The sequence below is a fragment of the Parabacteroides timonensis genome (assembly GCF_900128505.1).
Classification (GTDB): Bacteria; Bacteroidota; Bacteroidia; order Bacteroidales; family Tannerellaceae; genus Parabacteroides; species Parabacteroides timonensis.
Window position 1 is genome coordinate 566211 of record NZ_LT669940.1, and the last position, 17883, is coordinate 584093.

Consider the following 17883-nt stretch of genomic DNA (forward strand, 5'->3'; position numbering starts at 1 on the left):
CTGGGCTTAATACGTCAGACATGAAGATGCGAAGTTTTAATATTGGCTCATTAATTGGGATTGCATGAGGACCGTTTTTTTACTTTTCATTTTCCTGATATTTACGGTGACAAGTGCTTTCAGCCAAAAAGTGGCTGTAAAGTCTAACTTGCTCTATGATTTGACTACCACCATGAACCTGGGAGTTGAATTGGGCTTGAGTAAAAAATGGACGTTGGACGTTTCCGCAAACTATAATCCTTGGAAATTTGGAGATGATAGCGATGCTATGCGTCTGCGTCATTGGCTGGTACAACCTGAATTACGGTATTGGACTTGTGAGAAATTCGTGGGACATTTTCTGGGAATTCATGGACACTACGGAGACTACAATGTAGGTGGAATAAAATTCCTGAGTGACAATATGGAAAAGAGCCGTTACCAGGGAACTCTTTACGGAGCCGGGCTTTCGTATGGTTATCAGTGGTTGTTGAGTAACCGTTGGAGCATGGAAGCGGTGGTAGGGGTCGGTTGGGCCCATCTGAACCAGGATAAATATCCATGTACAGCATGTGGCGACAAAATTCAAAAAGACAGAGATTATTTTGGTGTGACGAAACTTGCACTTTCGGTTGTTTACTTTTTTAAATAACTTTTCATTTACTCAGTATAAAAGAAATATCGGGTATAGTAGATGCTAAACTTCTTTATTATCATAGTTATAATTAAAATTTATCTAACAATCATAATTAAAATTTATTCAGAATGAGAATCAAATCTATTTTTGCCGTATTACTGGCTATAGCCACAATGGCAAGTTGTTCAGACAACGTTGAAGGAGAAGGGCCTGATACTGGCACGGATCCTTCGGGGACGGCTTATATGTCGTTAAATGTAACGTATCCAGATCTAAAGTCACGTGCTTCAATAGAGAAACCTGCTGAGAAAGAAGAAGGTGATATTAGAGAGTTCTATGTATTGACGTTTGATGTAACCAAGAAATTAATCAAACATGCTAATGCAACGAATTATTATACTAGACTTTCTGGTGAAAACACAACTGAAGCTCTTAAAGTAAATCCAGACACCAAATTTTTGCTTGTAGTTGCTAATCCGGGAACTAAAATGGAAGGTAGACTCGCTTCCTTAGGTTCAACAACGACTTATAATGATTTCAATGAAGCAATTGTTTTAGATGCTCTTACCAGCAGTCAGACTCCTGATGCTCTTGTCGGAGAGATCATGGCATCAGTGAACCCTACTACTGGCATTGGTCAATACTTTACGATGATTAATGTAGGTACCTATGAATCGGGATGGCCGGATGATGGTTTGCTTGATGTAACCACTAATGTTATAAAGGTTGATCCTCAGGGTACATATAAAACAGACGCAGAAGCTAAAGCTGCGGCGAGTGCCCCTGGGAATAAAGCAACCCTTAAAATTGAACGCCTAGCGTCTAAAATGGTTGTAAATGCTGTTAAAGAAAATATTACGGTGCACCCATCGGGTGCAGAGTTTGAGTTTGGAAAGTGGATACTTGATTATCGTAACAGTACATTTTTCCCTTATGCTAAGAAGAGTGATATAACCGGCGGTCATACGGGAACTTTTTATGATGGTCAGAACTTCTATACAGAAGATCCTAACTACAGTTTACCTGATCAGGAAACAGGAATTATTTTAAACAAAGTTTCTGATTCAGATCCTGTTCCGGTTGATGCACTATGGAAGGGGAGTACTAAAGCGGATTATTGTATTGAGAATACGATGGCTGCGGATGCACAAAAATTTGGAGCAGCTACACGTGTAGTTATTAAAGGAAAGTACTGTCCTAAAGATTTTACTTTGGGAGACGATTGGTTCTATTATAATGGTCAAGCTTATGACCTTGCGTCTCTAAAAACAGCTTATGATGCTGCTAAAGTAGCGCAGTCAGCTATGGGTGATTTACTTATTGCGGCAACTGATAAATTTTTGGTAGAGGTAAATAAGGCAAATAATGCTATCAGTACTTCTGATCTTAGTGCACTCACTAAAGAGCAGCTGGTAGATATTGAGGATGGTGGTGAAATTACCAAAATAGACGATTGTCTTTGGTGGTATCAAGGTAGTCTTAATTATTACTACTACGAGATTCGGCATGATAATTCAGAACTTCCTAATATGGCTTTTGGTAAATACGGTGTAGCCCGTAATAACTGGTATAACTTGACTCTGAAGAATGTCAGAGGTAAAGGTACGCCATGGTATCCTGGTGGTGGTCCTGAAGATCCAGATCCGGAAGAAGATATTGACCAGGATAGTGCTTATCTGGATTTCGAAATAGAGGTAGGTCCATGGATTTTCTGGACTACAGATTTTGATATCTAATAAAACTCTCAAATAAAGTAACCAGGTAGGGGATTACCTGCCTGGTTCTTTCCGTTTTTTAAGTAGTCAGCCTTCGGGGTGTCATAGCTAAAAGAATAAACAAAAAAATATGTTCGGAAATATCAAACAGTTGTTCTTGCTTATCATATTCCTTGTACCGGCTTCGTGTACCTCGATCTTTGAGGATATGCCCCGTTGCGAGCTGTGGTTGAAATTCGTATTCGATCATAATATGGAATATGCGGACTCGTTTAGTCCACAGGTGAAATCGGTAGACGTATTCGTGTTCGACAGCAATGATAAACTATTATTCACCAAACGTACCGAAGCTGCCGGATTAGTCGATGGTAACAGAATGCCGTTGGCAGACGATCTTGCATACGGGAAGTACAAGGTGCTTACTCTCGGAGGGTTGTCCGATAATTTTCGTGTTTCCGATTATCTCGGACAAGATGTGGTTCCGGGAGTTACAACACTTCAACAATTTATGTTTGCCCTGGAACGCAGGTCGGACGAGGTGAACTTCGAATTCCCTCATCTTTATTTAGGCGAAGCCCTGGAAATAGACTATTCCCCGGAAAACGCCGACCATAAAGTGTATCAGGTGAACCTGATGCGCATTACCAATCGGTTTAATATCATGCTGGTTAGTTTGAACGGAGCGGCTCCAGCTACTGAAATTCCTCCGTATACCTTTGAAATTGTTACACCGGAAAGCGGCACCTATTCATGGGAGAACGAACCGTTGGATGTAACTCATCCGGTAACTTATTCACCTTACTATCTCAACAGAGGAGAGACTAGTGACATTCTTGTATCTGCCCACCTGAATACCCTTCGGTTATTGAATAGGGAAGGACTCGATTATAAGATTATTGTACGCGATACGAAAACACTTAACGAAGTATGGAGCTATAATTTACTGACTCTATTGTTGTATACCAAGCCTATCAACAGGCATGACGGTACAGCCCTGCCTTTCCAAGAATATCTGGACCGTGAAGGGGAGTGGAACCTTATTTTCTGCGTGACTGAAAAAGATCCTGGAAGCGGAAATGCTTTTCTGTCGATCGGTCTTCAGATTGCCGACTGGATATATTGGCTTCATGATATAGAGATTGAATAATGTGAAATAAAATGAAATGCGATATAGACTATTATATATAGTTTTTTTTGTTCTTGCCATGACTTTGGTCTCGTGTGGCGAAAAAGAGATTATTTCTCCACTAGCTACCCGTGCGTCTTTATGGGTCTACCTAGATGATGATACGGATAAAGACCGACAGGAATTAATAAAAACTATCCGATTTATCATATTCGACGATGCGTCGTTGGCTACAGTGAAATTGGATAAAAATATTTTTTCAGAAGTTCTGTCGCCGGAAACAGCGACAGATATAAAAGTAAAAGAGGTAGAGGTCACTCCCAACGATGACAAGGTTGTGGTAGTGATCATCAATGAGCCGGCTGAGCTGACGGGACAACTCGATCTCATTGACGACATGACTACCTTAGAGAATGTAACGTATGATATTGCCCGGATTCTGAACAACAGCGGTCAGGAGATTGTTGCTACTACAGGTATGCCTATGGTTGGAGTAATCCGGGATGTAGCTGTTGCTAACGGCTATACAGAAACAGTGAAGATGGTGGTCGAACGTGCCGTAGCGAGGGTGGATGTCTATCTGGGAGTCCGGAAAGATTCTGAGCATGAAATCGGATATTTTAAACAAACTGCTGACGCGGAGGCCAGTAGCGTTACCTTGTATAACCTTTCCTATAACAGCTATTTTGTGATGGGGAACGTATCCAACGGTACGCGTGGTAACGCCACTGCATCGAAGAATTACGGCAAGGTTATGGGCAGTGTAGCTGATGGTGTTTTAGTCGATCAGACATGGACTGCAACAAAGGATACAACCTGGCAGTATTCTTCTGCTACCGGTGCAAAGAACCAACAGTTACTCTGTTCGTTCTATACAGCTGAACGTATCTTCCGTTCAAACTATACTGACAGGTTGGCTATTAGTATGGCGAACTTTAAAAAAGCGACTTTGTCTGTCGGTATGGATAAAAGACCGATAGAAACGGTCACCCAAAGAACTTCGGAGGATGTAGAAGCTGTGTCTTTTACTGAAATCCGAAGAAATAATGTATATGTAATAACGGCCTATGTAGGGGAAGTCTTTGAGATTGACATACATCAGGTCTCCGTTGAAAACTGGGGTACAAGACAAGACATCGATTTAGATATAAAGCTGTGATCCCTTCGGCGGGCATACGCAAATAATGGATGATGAAATTTGGGATTTATATAAATAAGATAAAATATACAGTGACAGCTGTCATTCTTGCGGCTGCCCTCTCTTCTTGTGAGAAGATGATAGGCGGCGGTATGGATACGGAACAGATAGTCGTGCGTTCGATCGTGACGGAGGGGACCAGTGTAACCAAAGGTACGGCTATTGATTCGGATGCAGACCTGCTGGGACTGAATTTTGGTATTTATGCTTCGAGAATACCCGCATCATCGAGTGAACAGATTTACTTTGAAGATGCCAAAGCAAAAGTGAACGGTGACTATACCGCTTCATTGTCACCGATCCGGTACTGGCCTGATGAAGCAACCGATCGACTGAAGTTCTTTTCGTGGTATCCTTGTGATGGTAGCTATACGCCTACTGCGAGTTTCGCAGCTGGACGGTTAAGTTTGAACTATACGGTAAATACCAATGCTGCCAATCATGTGGATGTGCTGACTGCTGTATCAGAACCGTTGGCCTGGAAAAGTCCGGTAAGTATACATTTCTACCATACCCTGACGAAGGTCTCTTTTACCTTCAAGAAGGTGGCCCCGGCTCCGGATGTCGTGACTATAAATAAAATAGAATTTCAGGATATAGGGAAAAGCGGGAAGCTTGTCGTCACAGAAATTCCTGCGGTTTCTTCTTCTGCTAAACCGGCATTTTCCTGGGGTGATGTTACAACAGGTACTGTTACTTCTACGATTACTTCCGGTAATACGGTGACGGGTACTGTTGCTAAGATCGGGGATACGTTTCTCATGCTACCGACAGACAATTTCTCTTCGGCTGCCAAAATCGTTATAACGACCAATTGGGGAACTAACGAATTTAATCTCCGGGAAGTTGTTGCTGCCAGTGCACATACGTGGAAATCGGGAGAATATATAAACTATAATATAACCCTATCCGATAAGATATTCGAGATAACTGCTCAATCTTTACCGTGGGATACGAATCCGGTGGATGTGATCTTTGATAAGCAGTATTATCTGAATGTTGAATATAAATTGATCGAACTGGCAAATAATAGTGCACAAGTCTTTGTAAATGTAGAAACAAACTATAAACTGGATACGGACCCGAATACAGGCTATCCTGCAGGCGTGTTCCTGAGTAGTATTGCCAATCCCGAAGGAAATGATTCATATCTGGAACTCGGTTGGGCTAGGGTTTACAGGCCTAATGCGACAATTTCGTCTGGTGTATACACTTACAAACTTGAGATTAATGTGGATTCTTATAACGGCACAGGCGATAGCCGGGATGTTTTTTTCAATATCAAGGCTGGTAATTTGATACAACAAATGAGAATCAAACAATACCGTGGGGCGACTGACTGGATGACAGTTTCAAGAGTACTTGACGATTCCGGAGTTTCAGGGACGGTGCCTCGCTATAAACTCGTTTTTACTTCGGGATATGCGGGTAATTCGAGTGCAGGAGAGCCTGGCGCGTGGACCTGGAAGGTGACTGATGTATCCGATCCGGACGGTATACTAATGAATAGGGAGACGATGGTGGGTGTGAGCGGAGGTAATGGCGATGCGCTTTATTATTATTACAAAACCAATGCTCCAACCGGTAAAACGGCTACTCTCACCCTGAAGAATACAAACGGTAACAATCCGCCTCTGACGATTGTAGTGCCTGGACTTTACTAGTAGAGAATATTTTTTAAGAAAGGAAACAGAATAATGAAATATATACATTCAACATCCGGATTCAATATCTTATCACTTATATTGCTGGTGATGATCGGCTTTATGGGTTGTTCGGATGAGTATAGTGTCGGACCCCGTCAAACAGGAAATACGGTTAGCTTTACCTTAACGGTTCCTGATGTCAGTATCCCGTCTGTGTCTACCCGAACGATGGAGGGTACGAACAACAAGGAAGACGAAGTGAAAACAGTCGATATTCTTGTATTCAATGTTGCGCAAAGTCCAGAGGTTCTTCTGGCGCGGGTGGTGGCGACAAATGTTACACAGGATTTGAGCAAAAATCCTTCTACGGTGACTTTTTCAGCGGAACTACCCCGTACCAGCGGCAAGGCACGTATTGTAATGGTAGCGAATCGATCGCTTTCTTCGATTATCCAGGATGCAGATATAGGGAAGACAAAGGCTGAAATAATGCCGAAACTGACACACTCTTCTACTGTGGCATGGCCGGCTAACGGTTCCAGCTCCTCTGGTTATACCCCGATCCCTATGTATGCAGAGAAAGAAGTGTCGAAAATTTATCCAGAGATGGAGCCTATAACCAACATCAACCTGGTTCGTATGCTCGCCCGTATTGACATTAATAACAAGGCTTCGAATTTTACAGTGGAGAATGTATATCTGGCTAATTATAATACAGTCGGATATATTGCTCCTGCCTGGGATTCGGAAACAGGGTTGTTAAGTGATCCGGTACCGGATGATCCGATGATTCCGGGGAATAGTGATAGAACCGGGTCACCTTATACTTATTCAGTCAATGGAGCGACAAGTTATCTGGGGGAAATTTATACTTATGAAGCTATGGCGGCTGTAGATGCAGCCAGTAATTCGGATGGTAGTCCTAATGATGGTGCGGAAAGCCGTAAGGATGCAGTTTGCCTGATTGTAAAAGGAAAAATGGAGGGTGATAATACATCTTATTATTACCGGGTAGATTTCCTGAAATCCGAGACTGCCAACTATATGCCGTTAAAGCGAAATTACAAATATACAATCAATATCGAAAAAGCTTTCGGTGTTGGTTATCTGACTAGAGATGAGGCTATAGAGTCGTATCGAACGATGACCAATCTGGATGTGCGGTTAATTGCTTATGATCGTGACAAGATATCGGACATTGTTTATAACGGACAGTATATGCTCGGGGTAAGCCAGTCGGAAGTAAATGTGTGGCAATATGAAGATGCAGCTTATAAAATAGATGTATTTACCGATAGTCCGGGAGGATGGAAAGCTACTATAACTGAGGGAAAGGGGTGGTTGAATTTTACAAATGGAACGGCTGAAGCATCCGGAGATGCAAATAAAGATGATGAAATGCTTTTGAATATTCCCTATTATTGGGGAGATCTCGGAGTAACAAGCCGTACTGCTACAATAACACTGACAGCCGGACGTTTGACACGTACGATACCTATTAAACAATATATTGAGAAACGGGAGCTAATCAAGTTTGTGGACGTTTACGGAAACGAACTGCCTAATGGTTTGTTTTTCCCAATGAATAATGATAATGGAGATCTTGTGGCGCAGACAATGTACGTTATGTGGACCTCTGCCGGAGTAAAGGTTAGTCGGGACCGTACCGCAACAGGCTCTACCGCTGCAATACAGTATGCATCCATTGCTCCAGCAATAGAAGCTCCCCCCGCTACAGGTACTGTAACGGAAGGAGCCTTGTATTCGTTACAAAATGGAGTGCAGGCAATCACTCTCTTACCACGGGCCGGTACGGATTCATGGCGCCAGGAACATTTAAAGTTTAGATTGTATGATGCTGCAGGCAACGTATTTGGGGGGCAGGTGATATGTCCGATTAATCAGGGGAATTTGCTGTTTCACATATATAACTATCCGGTAGGAAGTACATCGAATAGTTATAGATTACCTTTAGGGTTGGATAATTATTTACCGTTAAGAGTCAATGTCAATTGGATAATAACAAATGTAGAAATAATAAGTGATAGTCCTGACAATGAAATATTTTCAGGTGGTGATATATATCAAGGTCAGGATAACACTGGGTATTTGGCAAGATTTGAGTCCAGTAAAGATCTTATTTCGACTACCGATACTTTCTTTGTACGAGTTAGAACCGGTCAATGGAAAGCAGGAAAAAGTGGTACAATCAGAGTTACATTTGAGAACTCGATGCATACAAAGCCAACACCCAGCTCCGATGTATATTATCCGTTTTATCGAACAATAGATTTGCAGGTATTTTCAGAAACGAATTCATATACCAGTGAAACGGGAGCTAATCCTCTTTTTCATGTGAATCCTTTACGTATTCTAAATGAAAAAGGAGAACCTAAATATATGCCTTTTAGTGAAGCAAAGACATTATGCGAAGGGATAGGAGCAGGATGGAGAATACCAACTTTGGGGGAAATGGCTACATCGATAATTTTTAGAGAAGCACTAGGGGGAGTGATTGATAATTCCAATAAACAAACCAATATGGAAGGTTGGCATTCCGGATCTAATTATTGGACGACAACAAAGAAGGGCTCTGAGTATATAATGATACCATTTGTTTTCCCGGATAATTATCCAGATGGGGCGGCGGCATCAGATTATAACGTTACAAGGTGCGTGTATACAGACCCTTCTTCTGGAACCAAATACCCAAATATCAAAGAATATAGTAGTAGCGGAAATGTTGGTGTTTTAGTTACTTCCAGGGAGGGTAGTTTGGGCGTAAATTCATCGGCTCTCTCTACTGTTGCTACAGATAATAAAGTTGCACCGAAGTTTTTAGTGTCTAATACAAATACCTACAATGGTGATTCCGAAACTGCTAATTGGACTACGGCGAGTGCTGCATGTGCAAATAGAACAGACGGTGGTGGTGGTTGGAGATTGCCTACTCTTTCTGAAGCGTATCTGATCTTTGCTTTAAACGGTTCTACAGCCGATGCAAACTTAGTTGAGGGTTCAAATAATGGAGCAACATCTCTTGTATGGCCCGATAGTTTCACTAAAATAAATCTGGATACCTGGACAGCAACGACCAATGATAGTAATGCTTATCGAATAGTGCCGTCAAACTATGGCTTTTGGTCAGGTCGGGCAGGTAAAGACGATAGTGGTTATTTCTGGGTTCATACTCGCTGTGTGAAAACGATTCAGTGATAGGCGGTTTTTTGTTCTGAAAAATGAAACATTCGTAAGGATTGTTGTTTACAAGGTGGCGCGCCGAGGTTGGCGAGTGTGATATCAGAACCAAAAAAGCAAGGATAATAGACTGAAAAGCAGCATCTTTGTATAAAATAAATGACGGGAAATATGATTCCCCGTCATCATTAATTCGAAATAAGATACTCACCTGTAAATCAGGTAAGTTTAATATTAATACTAGTGTGGGTTCCAGGGGGCAGTGATGTTCTCTGGAATTATTTTTTATCAGTTCTTATTTTATCTTGTCGTTCAGCTCTGCACCTGCTTTAAATTTAACTGCTTTGCGGGCTGCAATTTCGATTGGTTGTTTTGTCTTCGGGTTAACTCCTTTACGAGCTGCTTTTTCTGCGACAGAGAAAGATCCAAAACCTAAAAGGGCTACTTTGCCACCAGCCTTTAATTCTTGAGATACTGTTTCTACAAAAGCTTCGACAGCTTTCTTCGCATCAGCCTTACTTAAACCGGATTTTTCCGATACAGCTGAGATAAATTCTGTTTTGTTCATGATGGTTTGATAATTAATATGTTAAACAATTCTTGCGATAGCCTAAAAGTCGGTCCAAATGTAGTTTTTATTTAATATTCTGCAAAGGAAAACATTGTTTTTTTTATTGATTTACTATGTTTTAGTACTATTTGGCGGAAAAACAATCAAAATATATTTACCTTTGCCGCAAATTGATATGTATATGATGAATCAAAATGGCTCGGGGTTCTTGAATAGTATACCACCGGTTACAAAAAACCTTATCATTATTAACCTTCTTTTTTGGGTAGCCAGTCTGGCGTTGCCGAAGATGGGGATCGACCTGGTGCAGATTTTAGGTTTGCACTTTCCGGGTGTAAAGGATTTTTATCCGTTTCAGTTTGTTTCTTACATGTTTATGCATGATACGCGTTCTTTCGGACATGTTTTCTTTAATATGTTCGGGGTATATATGTTCGGACGTGTCCTTGAAAATGTCTGGGGGCCGAAGCGCTTCCTTACCTTTTATCTGGTGACAGGTATTGGAGCCGGTATTGTGCAGGAGTTGGTTTGGGCTTATTCTGTCCAGTCTTTTGCCAGTGCCAACGGTCTGACGCTTTTCGAACTGGTAAAGATGGATCCGTCGTTGAATATGATGATTACGATCGGAGCTTCAGGGTCTGTGTTCGGTATCTTGCTGGCATTTGCCATGCTATTTCCGAATGTGCCGTTATTCCTGATGTTCATACCGATACCTATAAAGGCTAAATATTTTGTTATATTTTACGGGTTGGCTGAACTTTTTATGGGTGTTTCCAGTTTTGGAGGGGACACAGTGGCTCACTTTGCCCATTTAGGCGGTATGCTGTTCGGTTATTTTTTGGTTCGCTACTGGAAAAAGAAAGATGCAGGCAATGGACGGTATTTTTACTAATCTGAAGAGTACGTTCCGGGCAGGAAATATATTGGCAAAGCTCATTTATATAAATGTAGGGCTTTTTATCCTGATCCGGCTGATGGGGGTGATTTTTCTTCTCTTCAATATCCCCGGAATATCTTTTTTGCAATATTTGCAGATGCCTTCATCGCCTGAGTTGCTATTATACCGCCCCTGGACGGTTATTACTTATATGTTCACCCATTTTGACTTTCTGCATATTTTATTTAATATGTTGTGGTTATATTGGTTTGGAGGACTGTTTTTGAATTTCTTCAGCGAACGACAGTTGGGAGGATTGTATCTGTTGGGTGGTATTGCAGGTGCGGTTCTGTTTATGCTGGCCTATAATATTTTCCCATATTTCCAGACGGTAGCATCTTCCAGTTATCTGATGGGAGCTTCCGCTTCGGTAATGGCAATTGTTTTTGCCGTTTCATTTTACCGGAAAGATTTGGAGATTAATTTATTCCTCATAGGGCGTATCAAACTGATGTATTTAGCCCTGTTTACCTTTGTGATCGATTTGTTGGCTATTACATCCGATAATGCCGGTGGGCATATCGCTCATATTGGCGGGGCTTTATTCGGGATCTGGTTTGCAATGCGTATTAAGGAAGGAAAAGACCTGACTGCTCCGATGAATCGTTTGTTGGACTGGGTGGTGAACCTGGGAAAAAGAAAGCCGAAGATGAAAGTGACGTATAAACGTGCTGAAACGGATTACGAATATAATGCCCGTAAGAACCGGGAGTCGGCCGATCTCGACGCTATTCTGGATAAATTGAAACGCTCCGGATATGAAAGCCTTTCTGCCGATGAAAAAAGACAATTATTTGATGCAAGCAAAAAATGAGTGAAGGCCTGAAAACACTAGGACTATTATTCAAATCATTGTTCGTACTGGCCAATGTTTTGGTTGTTGTGCTGTTTGTCGCTTCAGCTTACTCAGATCGTGTGTCTCCGGATACAGCCCTTGTTTTTTCTTACCTGGGGTTGGCGTTTCCCATTTTATGTGTCTTGAATCTCTGTTTTGTTCTCTATTGGTTGTTCCTGTGGGAATGGCGCTTCTTATTGATCGGGTTAAGTGCTTTTCTAATTTGTTGGGGACCGGTAAAGAAGTATTTTCCTTATCATACCCATGTCAAAGATATTCCGAAGGAGAATACGCTGAAAGTACTGACTTATAATGTGATGGGGTTTGCCTATAAGGATCATACCAAAGAATCGCCTAATAAAATTGTGCAATATATAGCCGATTCGGGAGCGGATATTGTTTGTTTGCAGGAATATGCCGTCAGTAGATCAGATAAGTTTCTGACTTCTCAAAAATTATATAAAGCGTTCGATATGTATCCCTACCGTTCGATAATTCCTATCAGTTCGTCCGGTTATATGAATTTTGGCATTGCGGTATTCTCTAAATATCCTATTTCGAACTCACGCAGGATAAAATACGAGAGCGAATCTAATGGGTCGTCTGTTCATGAGCTGAATGTGAATGGAAAAAAGTTGACATTGATTAATAATCACCTCGAATCATTTAAGTTGACGATGGAAGATCGAAGCCGTTATACTGCATTTATTAAAAACATCGGGACAGATACTTTCGATGGTATAAAAGGTGCTTTGGAACAGAAGCTAGGACCAGCTTTCAAAATACGGGCCAGACAGGCCGATGCAGTAGGTGCTGAAGTGGAAAAGGCCAAAGGCGATTATATCCTGGTTTGTGGCGACTTCAATGACACACCGATCTCATATGCCCACCGGACTATCCAAGGTCCATTGGTCGATTCATTTGCCGAATCGGGCAGGGGGATGGGGGTTACGTATAACCAGAATATGTTCTTGTTTCGTATAGATAATATTCTGCATTCTCCGAATATGAAGTCTGTGAATTGTACCGTTGATAAGATTCGTTATTCAGACCACTATCCTTTGTGGTGTTATCTGACAATGGAAGACTAAAAAAGGAGACACCTTTACAGGTATCCCCTTACATTATATTATATAGCATAATAATCTTAGTCCTCTTGTGTTGCGTCAAATACATCTCCGAACAGATTTTCTGCAAAAAAGAAAGTGGCATTGCAGAATAACAGAGGGTCTTTAATAACAGAAATAGTGTTTGACTTGCCGTTGTTGGCTATGACATTCTCTGCAGGATAGGTTTTGAACTTCTTCTCGTTTTTCGGATCGTACTGGTAAGAGATATCCGTCAGTTCGATGTTATACTTTTCATCATAACAGTATATTCTCATTTTATATTTGACGATCGTTTTGTCTGTGTCGTTCAGAAGTAACTCCACCTTTGAATTTACATTGATTGTTCCTTTCGACTTACTGGACGTTACGCTCGACAGGAATACATCCTTACCGTAATTTTTTCTGGCCCACTTGTCGATGGCATTGAACAATTCGCCTTTTTTCATCCCTTCTGCATCGACTTCATCACTATAGCAAACTTTCCCTTCTTTCATGGGAGCGCATGATTCTACAGAACCTTTGTGCCCCTGGGCTATCGCCAGCAAGGGACACATCAAGATCAACAGCAACAGTATGTTTTTTGTCGTTTTCATGATTATCTGATCCATACGTTAATGATTTCACCGATAATGATTTTTTGTGTCCCTTCGGTTGATTCCCCTTGTTTGACACACTGAATCATAAACCAGGTTTCCGGTTCATCCTGTTTGGTGAAAGAAATTGTATAGAAATCGTTGTCTTTAATAGCTTTATATACTTCGCTATCCGGGCTGATAGAGATAGATGCAATATTCTTTCCAAACATTTTACCCATCTCTTTCCAGGTGGCATAATGTTCTACCAGACTTTCATTATCGCCGGGAGTTACCTGCATCTTACTTTCCGGCAACATGTTCAGCAGTGTCGACGGGATTTTGTCCGGTTCGAATGCGCTCAGTCCCTGGCATACTTCGATGTTGTTGACAGGCGCTTTAGTTATCTGTTGTGCGGGAACTGTGGCCGGAGCTGTTTGCTGTTGTACAGGGGCTACCGCATAAGCCGGAGTGACAACACCTGCCGGCTGGATGCCAAAGGCAGCATCTGCACTCTTGAACATTTCGTCTGCTAAATCGATGGTTTTACGACGGAATTTGCCGTTACCACGGTTCAGTTTATCTTTTTTCTTGTTCAATGCAAATTTGTCTGTGATCCACTCTTCCGCAGTATATTTTTCGGGTTCACGCTGATAGGATACGTTGTATTCGTAGCGGATGCCGGTCATCTTGATCTTTGCTGAATTATTTTCACATTCTATCGTTACGCGATAGTTTATCAATGAACGGTCCAGCGATAATGCCGTGCTTTGGAATACAAGGTATTCTTCACCTACGGCTGCGATATCGCCTTTGTCTTTATCGGAATAAACCAGGCGGCGTCCGTCTTCACTGAAGTATTGTTGTGCCCACGAATACATAATATCATAAATCTGATCCTTTGAAAGGGAGGGCATACTTATCTCTTTGGAAAATACAACTTTGCCGTCATCTTCAGTTACAGCACCGGCTAAATACTTCTGATCCTCTTGAGCTATAAGCAGAGAAGGAATGAATAAAAGGAATAATAAAAGATGTTTCATGGTGAATTCTGTGTTTTTTTATGGGCAAAGATATATAATTGTACTTGAAATTAACTATGAGAGTGACAAATAATTAATCATATTGCTATATGACAAAGAAAAAAAAGCCTATATTTGCACCCTGTGAAAAAACGAAAATAAATAATGTAATAACATAAACTCAAGATTCAAATGCAAAACAAGGGATTTGTAAAGGTCTTCGCTGTGTTACTTACGCTTGTATGTTTGTTCTATCTATCGTTCTCATTTGTAACAAGATATTACAACAATAAAGCCGCTGAGTATGCAGGAGGGGATCCGTCGAAAGAGAGTCTTTATTTAGACTCATTATCTACTCAGAAGGTATGGTTGGGCTATACGCTCAAGCAGTGCCGTGAAATGGAAATTAGTTTAGGACTTGACCTGAAAGGCGGTATGAACGTCGTTCTGGAGTTGAATGTGGCTGATGTAATCCGTTCGCTGTCAAACAATAACCAGGATGAAAACTTCAATAAAGCTTTAACTTCAGCTTATGCTCGTCAGGCAACCAGTCAGAAGGACTTTATTGACTTGTTTGCAGAAGAGTACAAGAACCTGGACAGTGGCGCACGTTTGTCTGCCATATTCAGTACATTTGAACTGAAAGATAAAATTACTCCGCAGAGCACAGATGCTCAGGTTGTTTCTGTATTGAAAGATGAGTTGAAAAGTGCTATCGATAACTCGTTTAACGTATTACGTACTCGTATCGACCGTTTCGGTGTAGTTTCTCCGAACATTCAACGTCTGGAAACAGCAGGTCGTATCCTGGTGGAACTTCCGGGTGTGAAAGAACCGGAACGTGTTCGTAAATTGTTGCAGGGTAGCGCTAACCTGGAATTCTGGGAAACTTATCAGTTACCGGAAGTGTATCAGCAGTTGGTTGCTGCCGATAATATTCTGGCAACAGTATTGAAAGAACATAATGACGAAGCTTCTGCAACTGAAACAGAAACTGTTTCTACTGACGGTGCTGATACGACTGTAACGGAAACTGCTACTGTTGATGAAAGTGCAAATACAAACGAAGCTGATTCACTGTTGGCTCAGATCGCTAAGGATAAACCGGAGGCTCAGGCTAACCAGTCGATGGAAGAGTTTGCAAAACAGCATCCGTTGTTTGCTTTATTGCAGATCAACCAGTACAACGGTCAGTTAGGTCGTGGCGCTTCTGTGGGTGTGGCTAATGTAAGAGACATCCCTAAGATCAACGAATACCTTGCAATGAAGCAGGTAAAAGATGTATTGCCTCGTAACCTTTCTTTGAAATGGGGTGTTAAGGCAATCGACGAAAAAGAACAATATTTCGAATTATATGCTATCAAGGTTACTAACCGTGACGGTTCACCTGCTTTAGGTGGTGACGTGGTGACTGACGCTAACGCTGACTTCGTTCAGCAGGTAGGTCGTTCAGAACAACAGGTTAGCATGAGCATGAACGCAGAAGGAGCTAAATCATGGGCTCGTCTGACAAAAGAAAATATCGGTAAATCTATCGCTATCGTTTTGGATGATATGGTTTATTCAGCTCCGAATGTAAACGATGAAATTACCGGAGGACGTTCTTCTATCACAGGTCATTTCACTCCGGAAGAAGCGAAGGACTTGGCAAACGTATTGAAATCAGGTAAGATGGCTGCTTCGGTACATATCGTACAGGAAGACGTTGTCGGTCCGTCACTGGGTCAGGAAGCTATCAGTTCAGGTGTTATCTCATTTGCGCTGGCTTTGATCCTGTTGATGGTTTATATGTGTGCATTCTACGGAATTATCCCGGGTCTGATTGCAGACGGTGCACTGGTATTGAACATCTTCTTCACAATGGGTATCCTTGCTTCTTTCCAGGCAGTACTTACTTTGCCGGGTATCGCCGGTATGGTGTTGACGCTGGGTATGGCGGTCGATGCAAACGTGTTGATCTACGAACGTACAAAAGAAGAACTTCGTGCTGGTAAATCGTTAGGCAAGGCTATTGCCGATGGTTATAGCAATGCGTTCTCTGCTATTTTCGACTCAAACTTAACATCTATCATTACCGGTGTCGTATTGTTCTATTTCGGTACAGGTCCTATCCGTGGTTTCGCAACTACCATGATCATCGGTCTGTTCGCTTCTTTCCTTACTGCAGTCTTCCTGACTCGTATCGTTTATGAAGCATTACTGGCTAAAGATAAACTGAAGAATGTAACATTTGTAACTTCAATTACAAAAGACCTGTTGACTAATCCGAAGATCAACTTCCTCGGAGCCCGTAAAGTAGGTTATATTATTCCTGCTGTTATTATCCTGCTGGGAGCTATCTCTATGTCAACAATCGGTTTGAACAATGGTATCGACTTCACCGGTGGACGTAACTATATCGTTCGTTTCGACCAGGATGTGAAGACGGACGAAGTTCGTAATATGTTGGATGAAAAATTGGACGGTGCTGTAAGTGTTATCACTATCGGTACCCCGGATCAGGTTCGTATCTCTACCAACTATAAGATCGAAGATGCAGATCCAGCAGTAGACCAGGAAATCGAATCACTGTTGTTCGAAGGCGTTAAAACGTTGCTTCCTGCAGATGTGACTTTGGATAAGTTCACAACAACTTATATCCAGAGCTCACAGAAGGTAGGACCGAGTATGGCTGACGACATCAAGAATAGTGCTATCATGGCCGTTATCTTCGCTATGTTCTGTATGGCGGCTTATATCCTGCTTCGTTTCCGTGACTGGGCTTTCTCTGTAGGAGCATTTGCTTCAGTTGCAGTAACAACATTGTGTATCATTTCTTTCTATACATTATTATGGAAGTTGTTACCGTTCTCTATGGAAGTCGACCAGACGTTTATCGCGGCTATCCTGACGATTATCGGTTACTCTATCAATGATACCGTGGTTGTATTCGACCGTATCCGTGAAACGATCGGTCTGTATCCGAAGCGCGACCGTTACCAGGTGATCAATGATGCATTGAACTCTACATTGTCTCGTACATTCAATACATCATTAACAACATTGGTTGTTGTACTTTGTATCTTTATCCTTGGTGGTAGCACAATCCGTAGCTTTACGTTCGCTATCCTGCTGGGTATCGTAGTCGGAACATATTCAACATTGTTCATTGCAACTCCGATCGCATACGAAATACAGAAAAGAAAGATCAATAAGAAAGCGGCTGCTGAATTAGCAAAATAAGAAGCAGTTACGATAAGATAAAGAAGAGGCTGTCTAGTTTTTTAGGCAGCCTCTTTTTGCTTTTATTATGCTTCTAAACATATATGTGAAATTGCTCAAACGTAAGGAAATAATTA

Annotated in this window: 13 protein-coding genes; 10 read left to right on the top strand and 3 right to left on the bottom strand. The window is 41.6% G+C overall.

Going from position 1 to position 17883, the window contains the following annotated elements; translation table 11 throughout:
* The first annotated feature begins 64 nt into the window (after positions 1–64).
* The 6 genes from BQ7394_RS02990 to BQ7394_RS03015 all read left to right on the top strand — a co-directional run bounded on the left by BQ7394_RS02990 (position 65) and on the right by BQ7394_RS03015 (position 9517).
* Positions 65–631: a DUF3575 domain-containing protein gene (locus BQ7394_RS02990; protein ID WP_075556012.1), complete on the top strand. Its 567-nt coding sequence runs from the start codon at positions 65–67 to the stop codon at positions 629–631.
* A gap of 113 nt (positions 632–744) precedes the next feature.
* On the top strand, positions 745–2352 hold the full coding sequence (locus tag BQ7394_RS02995; RefSeq protein WP_075556013.1) for an Mfa1 family fimbria major subunit: 1608 nt from the start codon (positions 745–747) through the stop codon (positions 2350–2352).
* A 109-nt stretch (positions 2353–2461) separates the two neighbouring features.
* Positions 2462–3478, top strand: a complete 1017-nt coding sequence (locus BQ7394_RS03000; protein WP_075556014.1) for a FimB/Mfa2 family fimbrial subunit — start codon at positions 2462–2464, stop codon at positions 3476–3478.
* Between the two features lie 16 nt (positions 3479–3494).
* Complete coding sequence (locus BQ7394_RS03005) at positions 3495–4616, top strand: fimbrial protein (protein WP_075556015.1); 1122 nt, start codon at positions 3495–3497, stop codon at positions 4614–4616.
* A 29-nt stretch (positions 4617–4645) separates the two neighbouring features.
* Positions 4646–6319: a fimbrillin family protein gene (locus BQ7394_RS03010; protein WP_075556016.1), complete on the top strand. Its 1674-nt coding sequence runs from the start codon at positions 4646–4648 to the stop codon at positions 6317–6319.
* A 33-nt stretch (positions 6320–6352) separates the two neighbouring features.
* Positions 6353–9517 (top strand): fimbrial protein, encoded by a 3165-nt coding sequence (locus BQ7394_RS03015; protein ID WP_075556017.1) that lies wholly within the window; start codon positions 6353–6355, stop codon positions 9515–9517.
* A 277-nt stretch (positions 9518–9794) separates the two neighbouring features.
* Here the strand turns inward: BQ7394_RS03015 and BQ7394_RS03020 are convergent, their stop codons facing one another.
* Positions 9795–10067 carry an HU family DNA-binding protein gene (locus tag BQ7394_RS03020; protein ID WP_075556018.1) on the bottom strand — a complete coding sequence of 91 codons (273 nt, stop codon included), beginning with the start codon at positions 10065–10067 and terminating at the stop codon, positions 9795–9797.
* 184 nt (positions 10068–10251) lie between these two features.
* On the opposite strand from BQ7394_RS03020, the gene BQ7394_RS03025 reads away from it, so the two are divergent.
* The 3 genes from BQ7394_RS03025 to BQ7394_RS03035 are packed head-to-tail and all read left to right on the top strand — an operon-like array spanning position 10252 to position 12933.
* Complete coding sequence (locus tag BQ7394_RS03025; RefSeq protein ID WP_075556843.1) at positions 10252–10962, top strand: rhomboid family intramembrane serine protease; 711 nt, start codon at positions 10252–10254, stop codon at positions 10960–10962.
* A complete protein-coding gene (locus BQ7394_RS03030; RefSeq protein ID WP_075556019.1) occupies positions 10943–11821 on the top strand; it encodes a rhomboid family intramembrane serine protease in 879 nt (292 codons plus the stop codon). The genes BQ7394_RS03025 and BQ7394_RS03030 overlap by 20 nt, the downstream gene beginning before the upstream one ends.
* The gene (locus tag BQ7394_RS03035; RefSeq protein WP_075556020.1) at positions 11818–12933 is read left to right on the top strand and encodes an endonuclease/exonuclease/phosphatase family protein; all 1116 of its coding nucleotides are present in this window, start codon (positions 11818–11820) and stop codon (positions 12931–12933) included. Before BQ7394_RS03030 ends, BQ7394_RS03035 begins: the two co-directional genes overlap by 4 nt.
* A 56-nt stretch (positions 12934–12989) precedes the next feature.
* On the opposite strand, the gene BQ7394_RS03040 is transcribed toward BQ7394_RS03035, so the two are convergent.
* Positions 12990–13559, bottom strand: coding sequence for a DUF4468 domain-containing protein (locus BQ7394_RS03040; protein WP_075556021.1), 570 nt, complete (start codon positions 13557–13559; stop codon positions 12990–12992).
* Positions 13547–14566 (bottom strand): DUF4468 domain-containing protein, encoded by a 1020-nt coding sequence (locus BQ7394_RS03045; protein WP_075556022.1) that lies wholly within the window; start codon positions 14564–14566, stop codon positions 13547–13549. The genes BQ7394_RS03040 and BQ7394_RS03045 overlap by 13 nt, the downstream gene beginning before the upstream one ends.
* A gap of 171 nt (positions 14567–14737) precedes the next feature.
* Here BQ7394_RS03045 and secDF point away from each other — a divergent pair, with 171 nt between their 5' ends.
* Positions 14738–17767: a protein translocase subunit SecDF gene (gene secDF, locus BQ7394_RS03050; RefSeq protein ID WP_075556023.1), complete on the top strand. Its 3030-nt coding sequence runs from the start codon at positions 14738–14740 to the stop codon at positions 17765–17767.
* Positions 17768–17883: the final 116 nt, after the last annotated feature.

What these genes read in the sequence shown, in the direction of transcription:
- BQ7394_RS03035 (WP_075556020.1), top strand. Translation starts at nt 11,818, where the DNA reads ATGAGTGAAGGCCTGAAAACACTAGGACTATTATTCAAATCATTGTTC.
- BQ7394_RS03010 (WP_075556016.1), top strand. Translation starts at nt 4,646, where the DNA reads ATGATGAAATTTGGGATTTATATAAATAAGATAAAATATACAGTGACA.
- BQ7394_RS03005 (WP_075556015.1), top strand. Translation starts at nt 3,495, where the DNA reads ATGCGATATAGACTATTATATATAGTTTTTTTTGTTCTTGCCATGACT.
- BQ7394_RS03045 (WP_075556022.1), bottom strand. Translation starts at nt 14,566, where the DNA reads ATGAAACATCTTTTATTATTCCTTTTATTCATTCCTTCTCTGCTTATA.
- BQ7394_RS03000 (WP_075556014.1), top strand. Translation starts at nt 2,462, where the DNA reads ATGTTCGGAAATATCAAACAGTTGTTCTTGCTTATCATATTCCTTGTA.
- BQ7394_RS03025 (WP_075556843.1), top strand. Translation starts at nt 10,252, where the DNA reads ATGATGAATCAAAATGGCTCGGGGTTCTTGAATAGTATACCACCGGTT.
- BQ7394_RS03040 (WP_075556021.1), bottom strand. Translation starts at nt 13,559, where the DNA reads ATGGATCAGATAATCATGAAAACGACAAAAAACATACTGTTGCTGTTG.
- BQ7394_RS03030 (WP_075556019.1), top strand. Translation starts at nt 10,943, where the DNA reads ATGGACGGTATTTTTACTAATCTGAAGAGTACGTTCCGGGCAGGAAAT.
- BQ7394_RS02995 (WP_075556013.1), top strand. Translation starts at nt 745, where the DNA reads ATGAGAATCAAATCTATTTTTGCCGTATTACTGGCTATAGCCACAATG.
- BQ7394_RS03020 (WP_075556018.1), bottom strand. Translation starts at nt 10,067, where the DNA reads ATGAACAAAACAGAATTTATCTCAGCTGTATCGGAAAAATCCGGTTTA.
- BQ7394_RS02990 (WP_075556012.1), top strand. Translation starts at nt 65, where the DNA reads ATGAGGACCGTTTTTTTACTTTTCATTTTCCTGATATTTACGGTGACA.
- secDF (WP_075556023.1), top strand. Translation starts at nt 14,738, where the DNA reads ATGCAAAACAAGGGATTTGTAAAGGTCTTCGCTGTGTTACTTACGCTT.
- BQ7394_RS03015 (WP_075556017.1), top strand. Translation starts at nt 6,353, where the DNA reads ATGAAATATATACATTCAACATCCGGATTCAATATCTTATCACTTATA.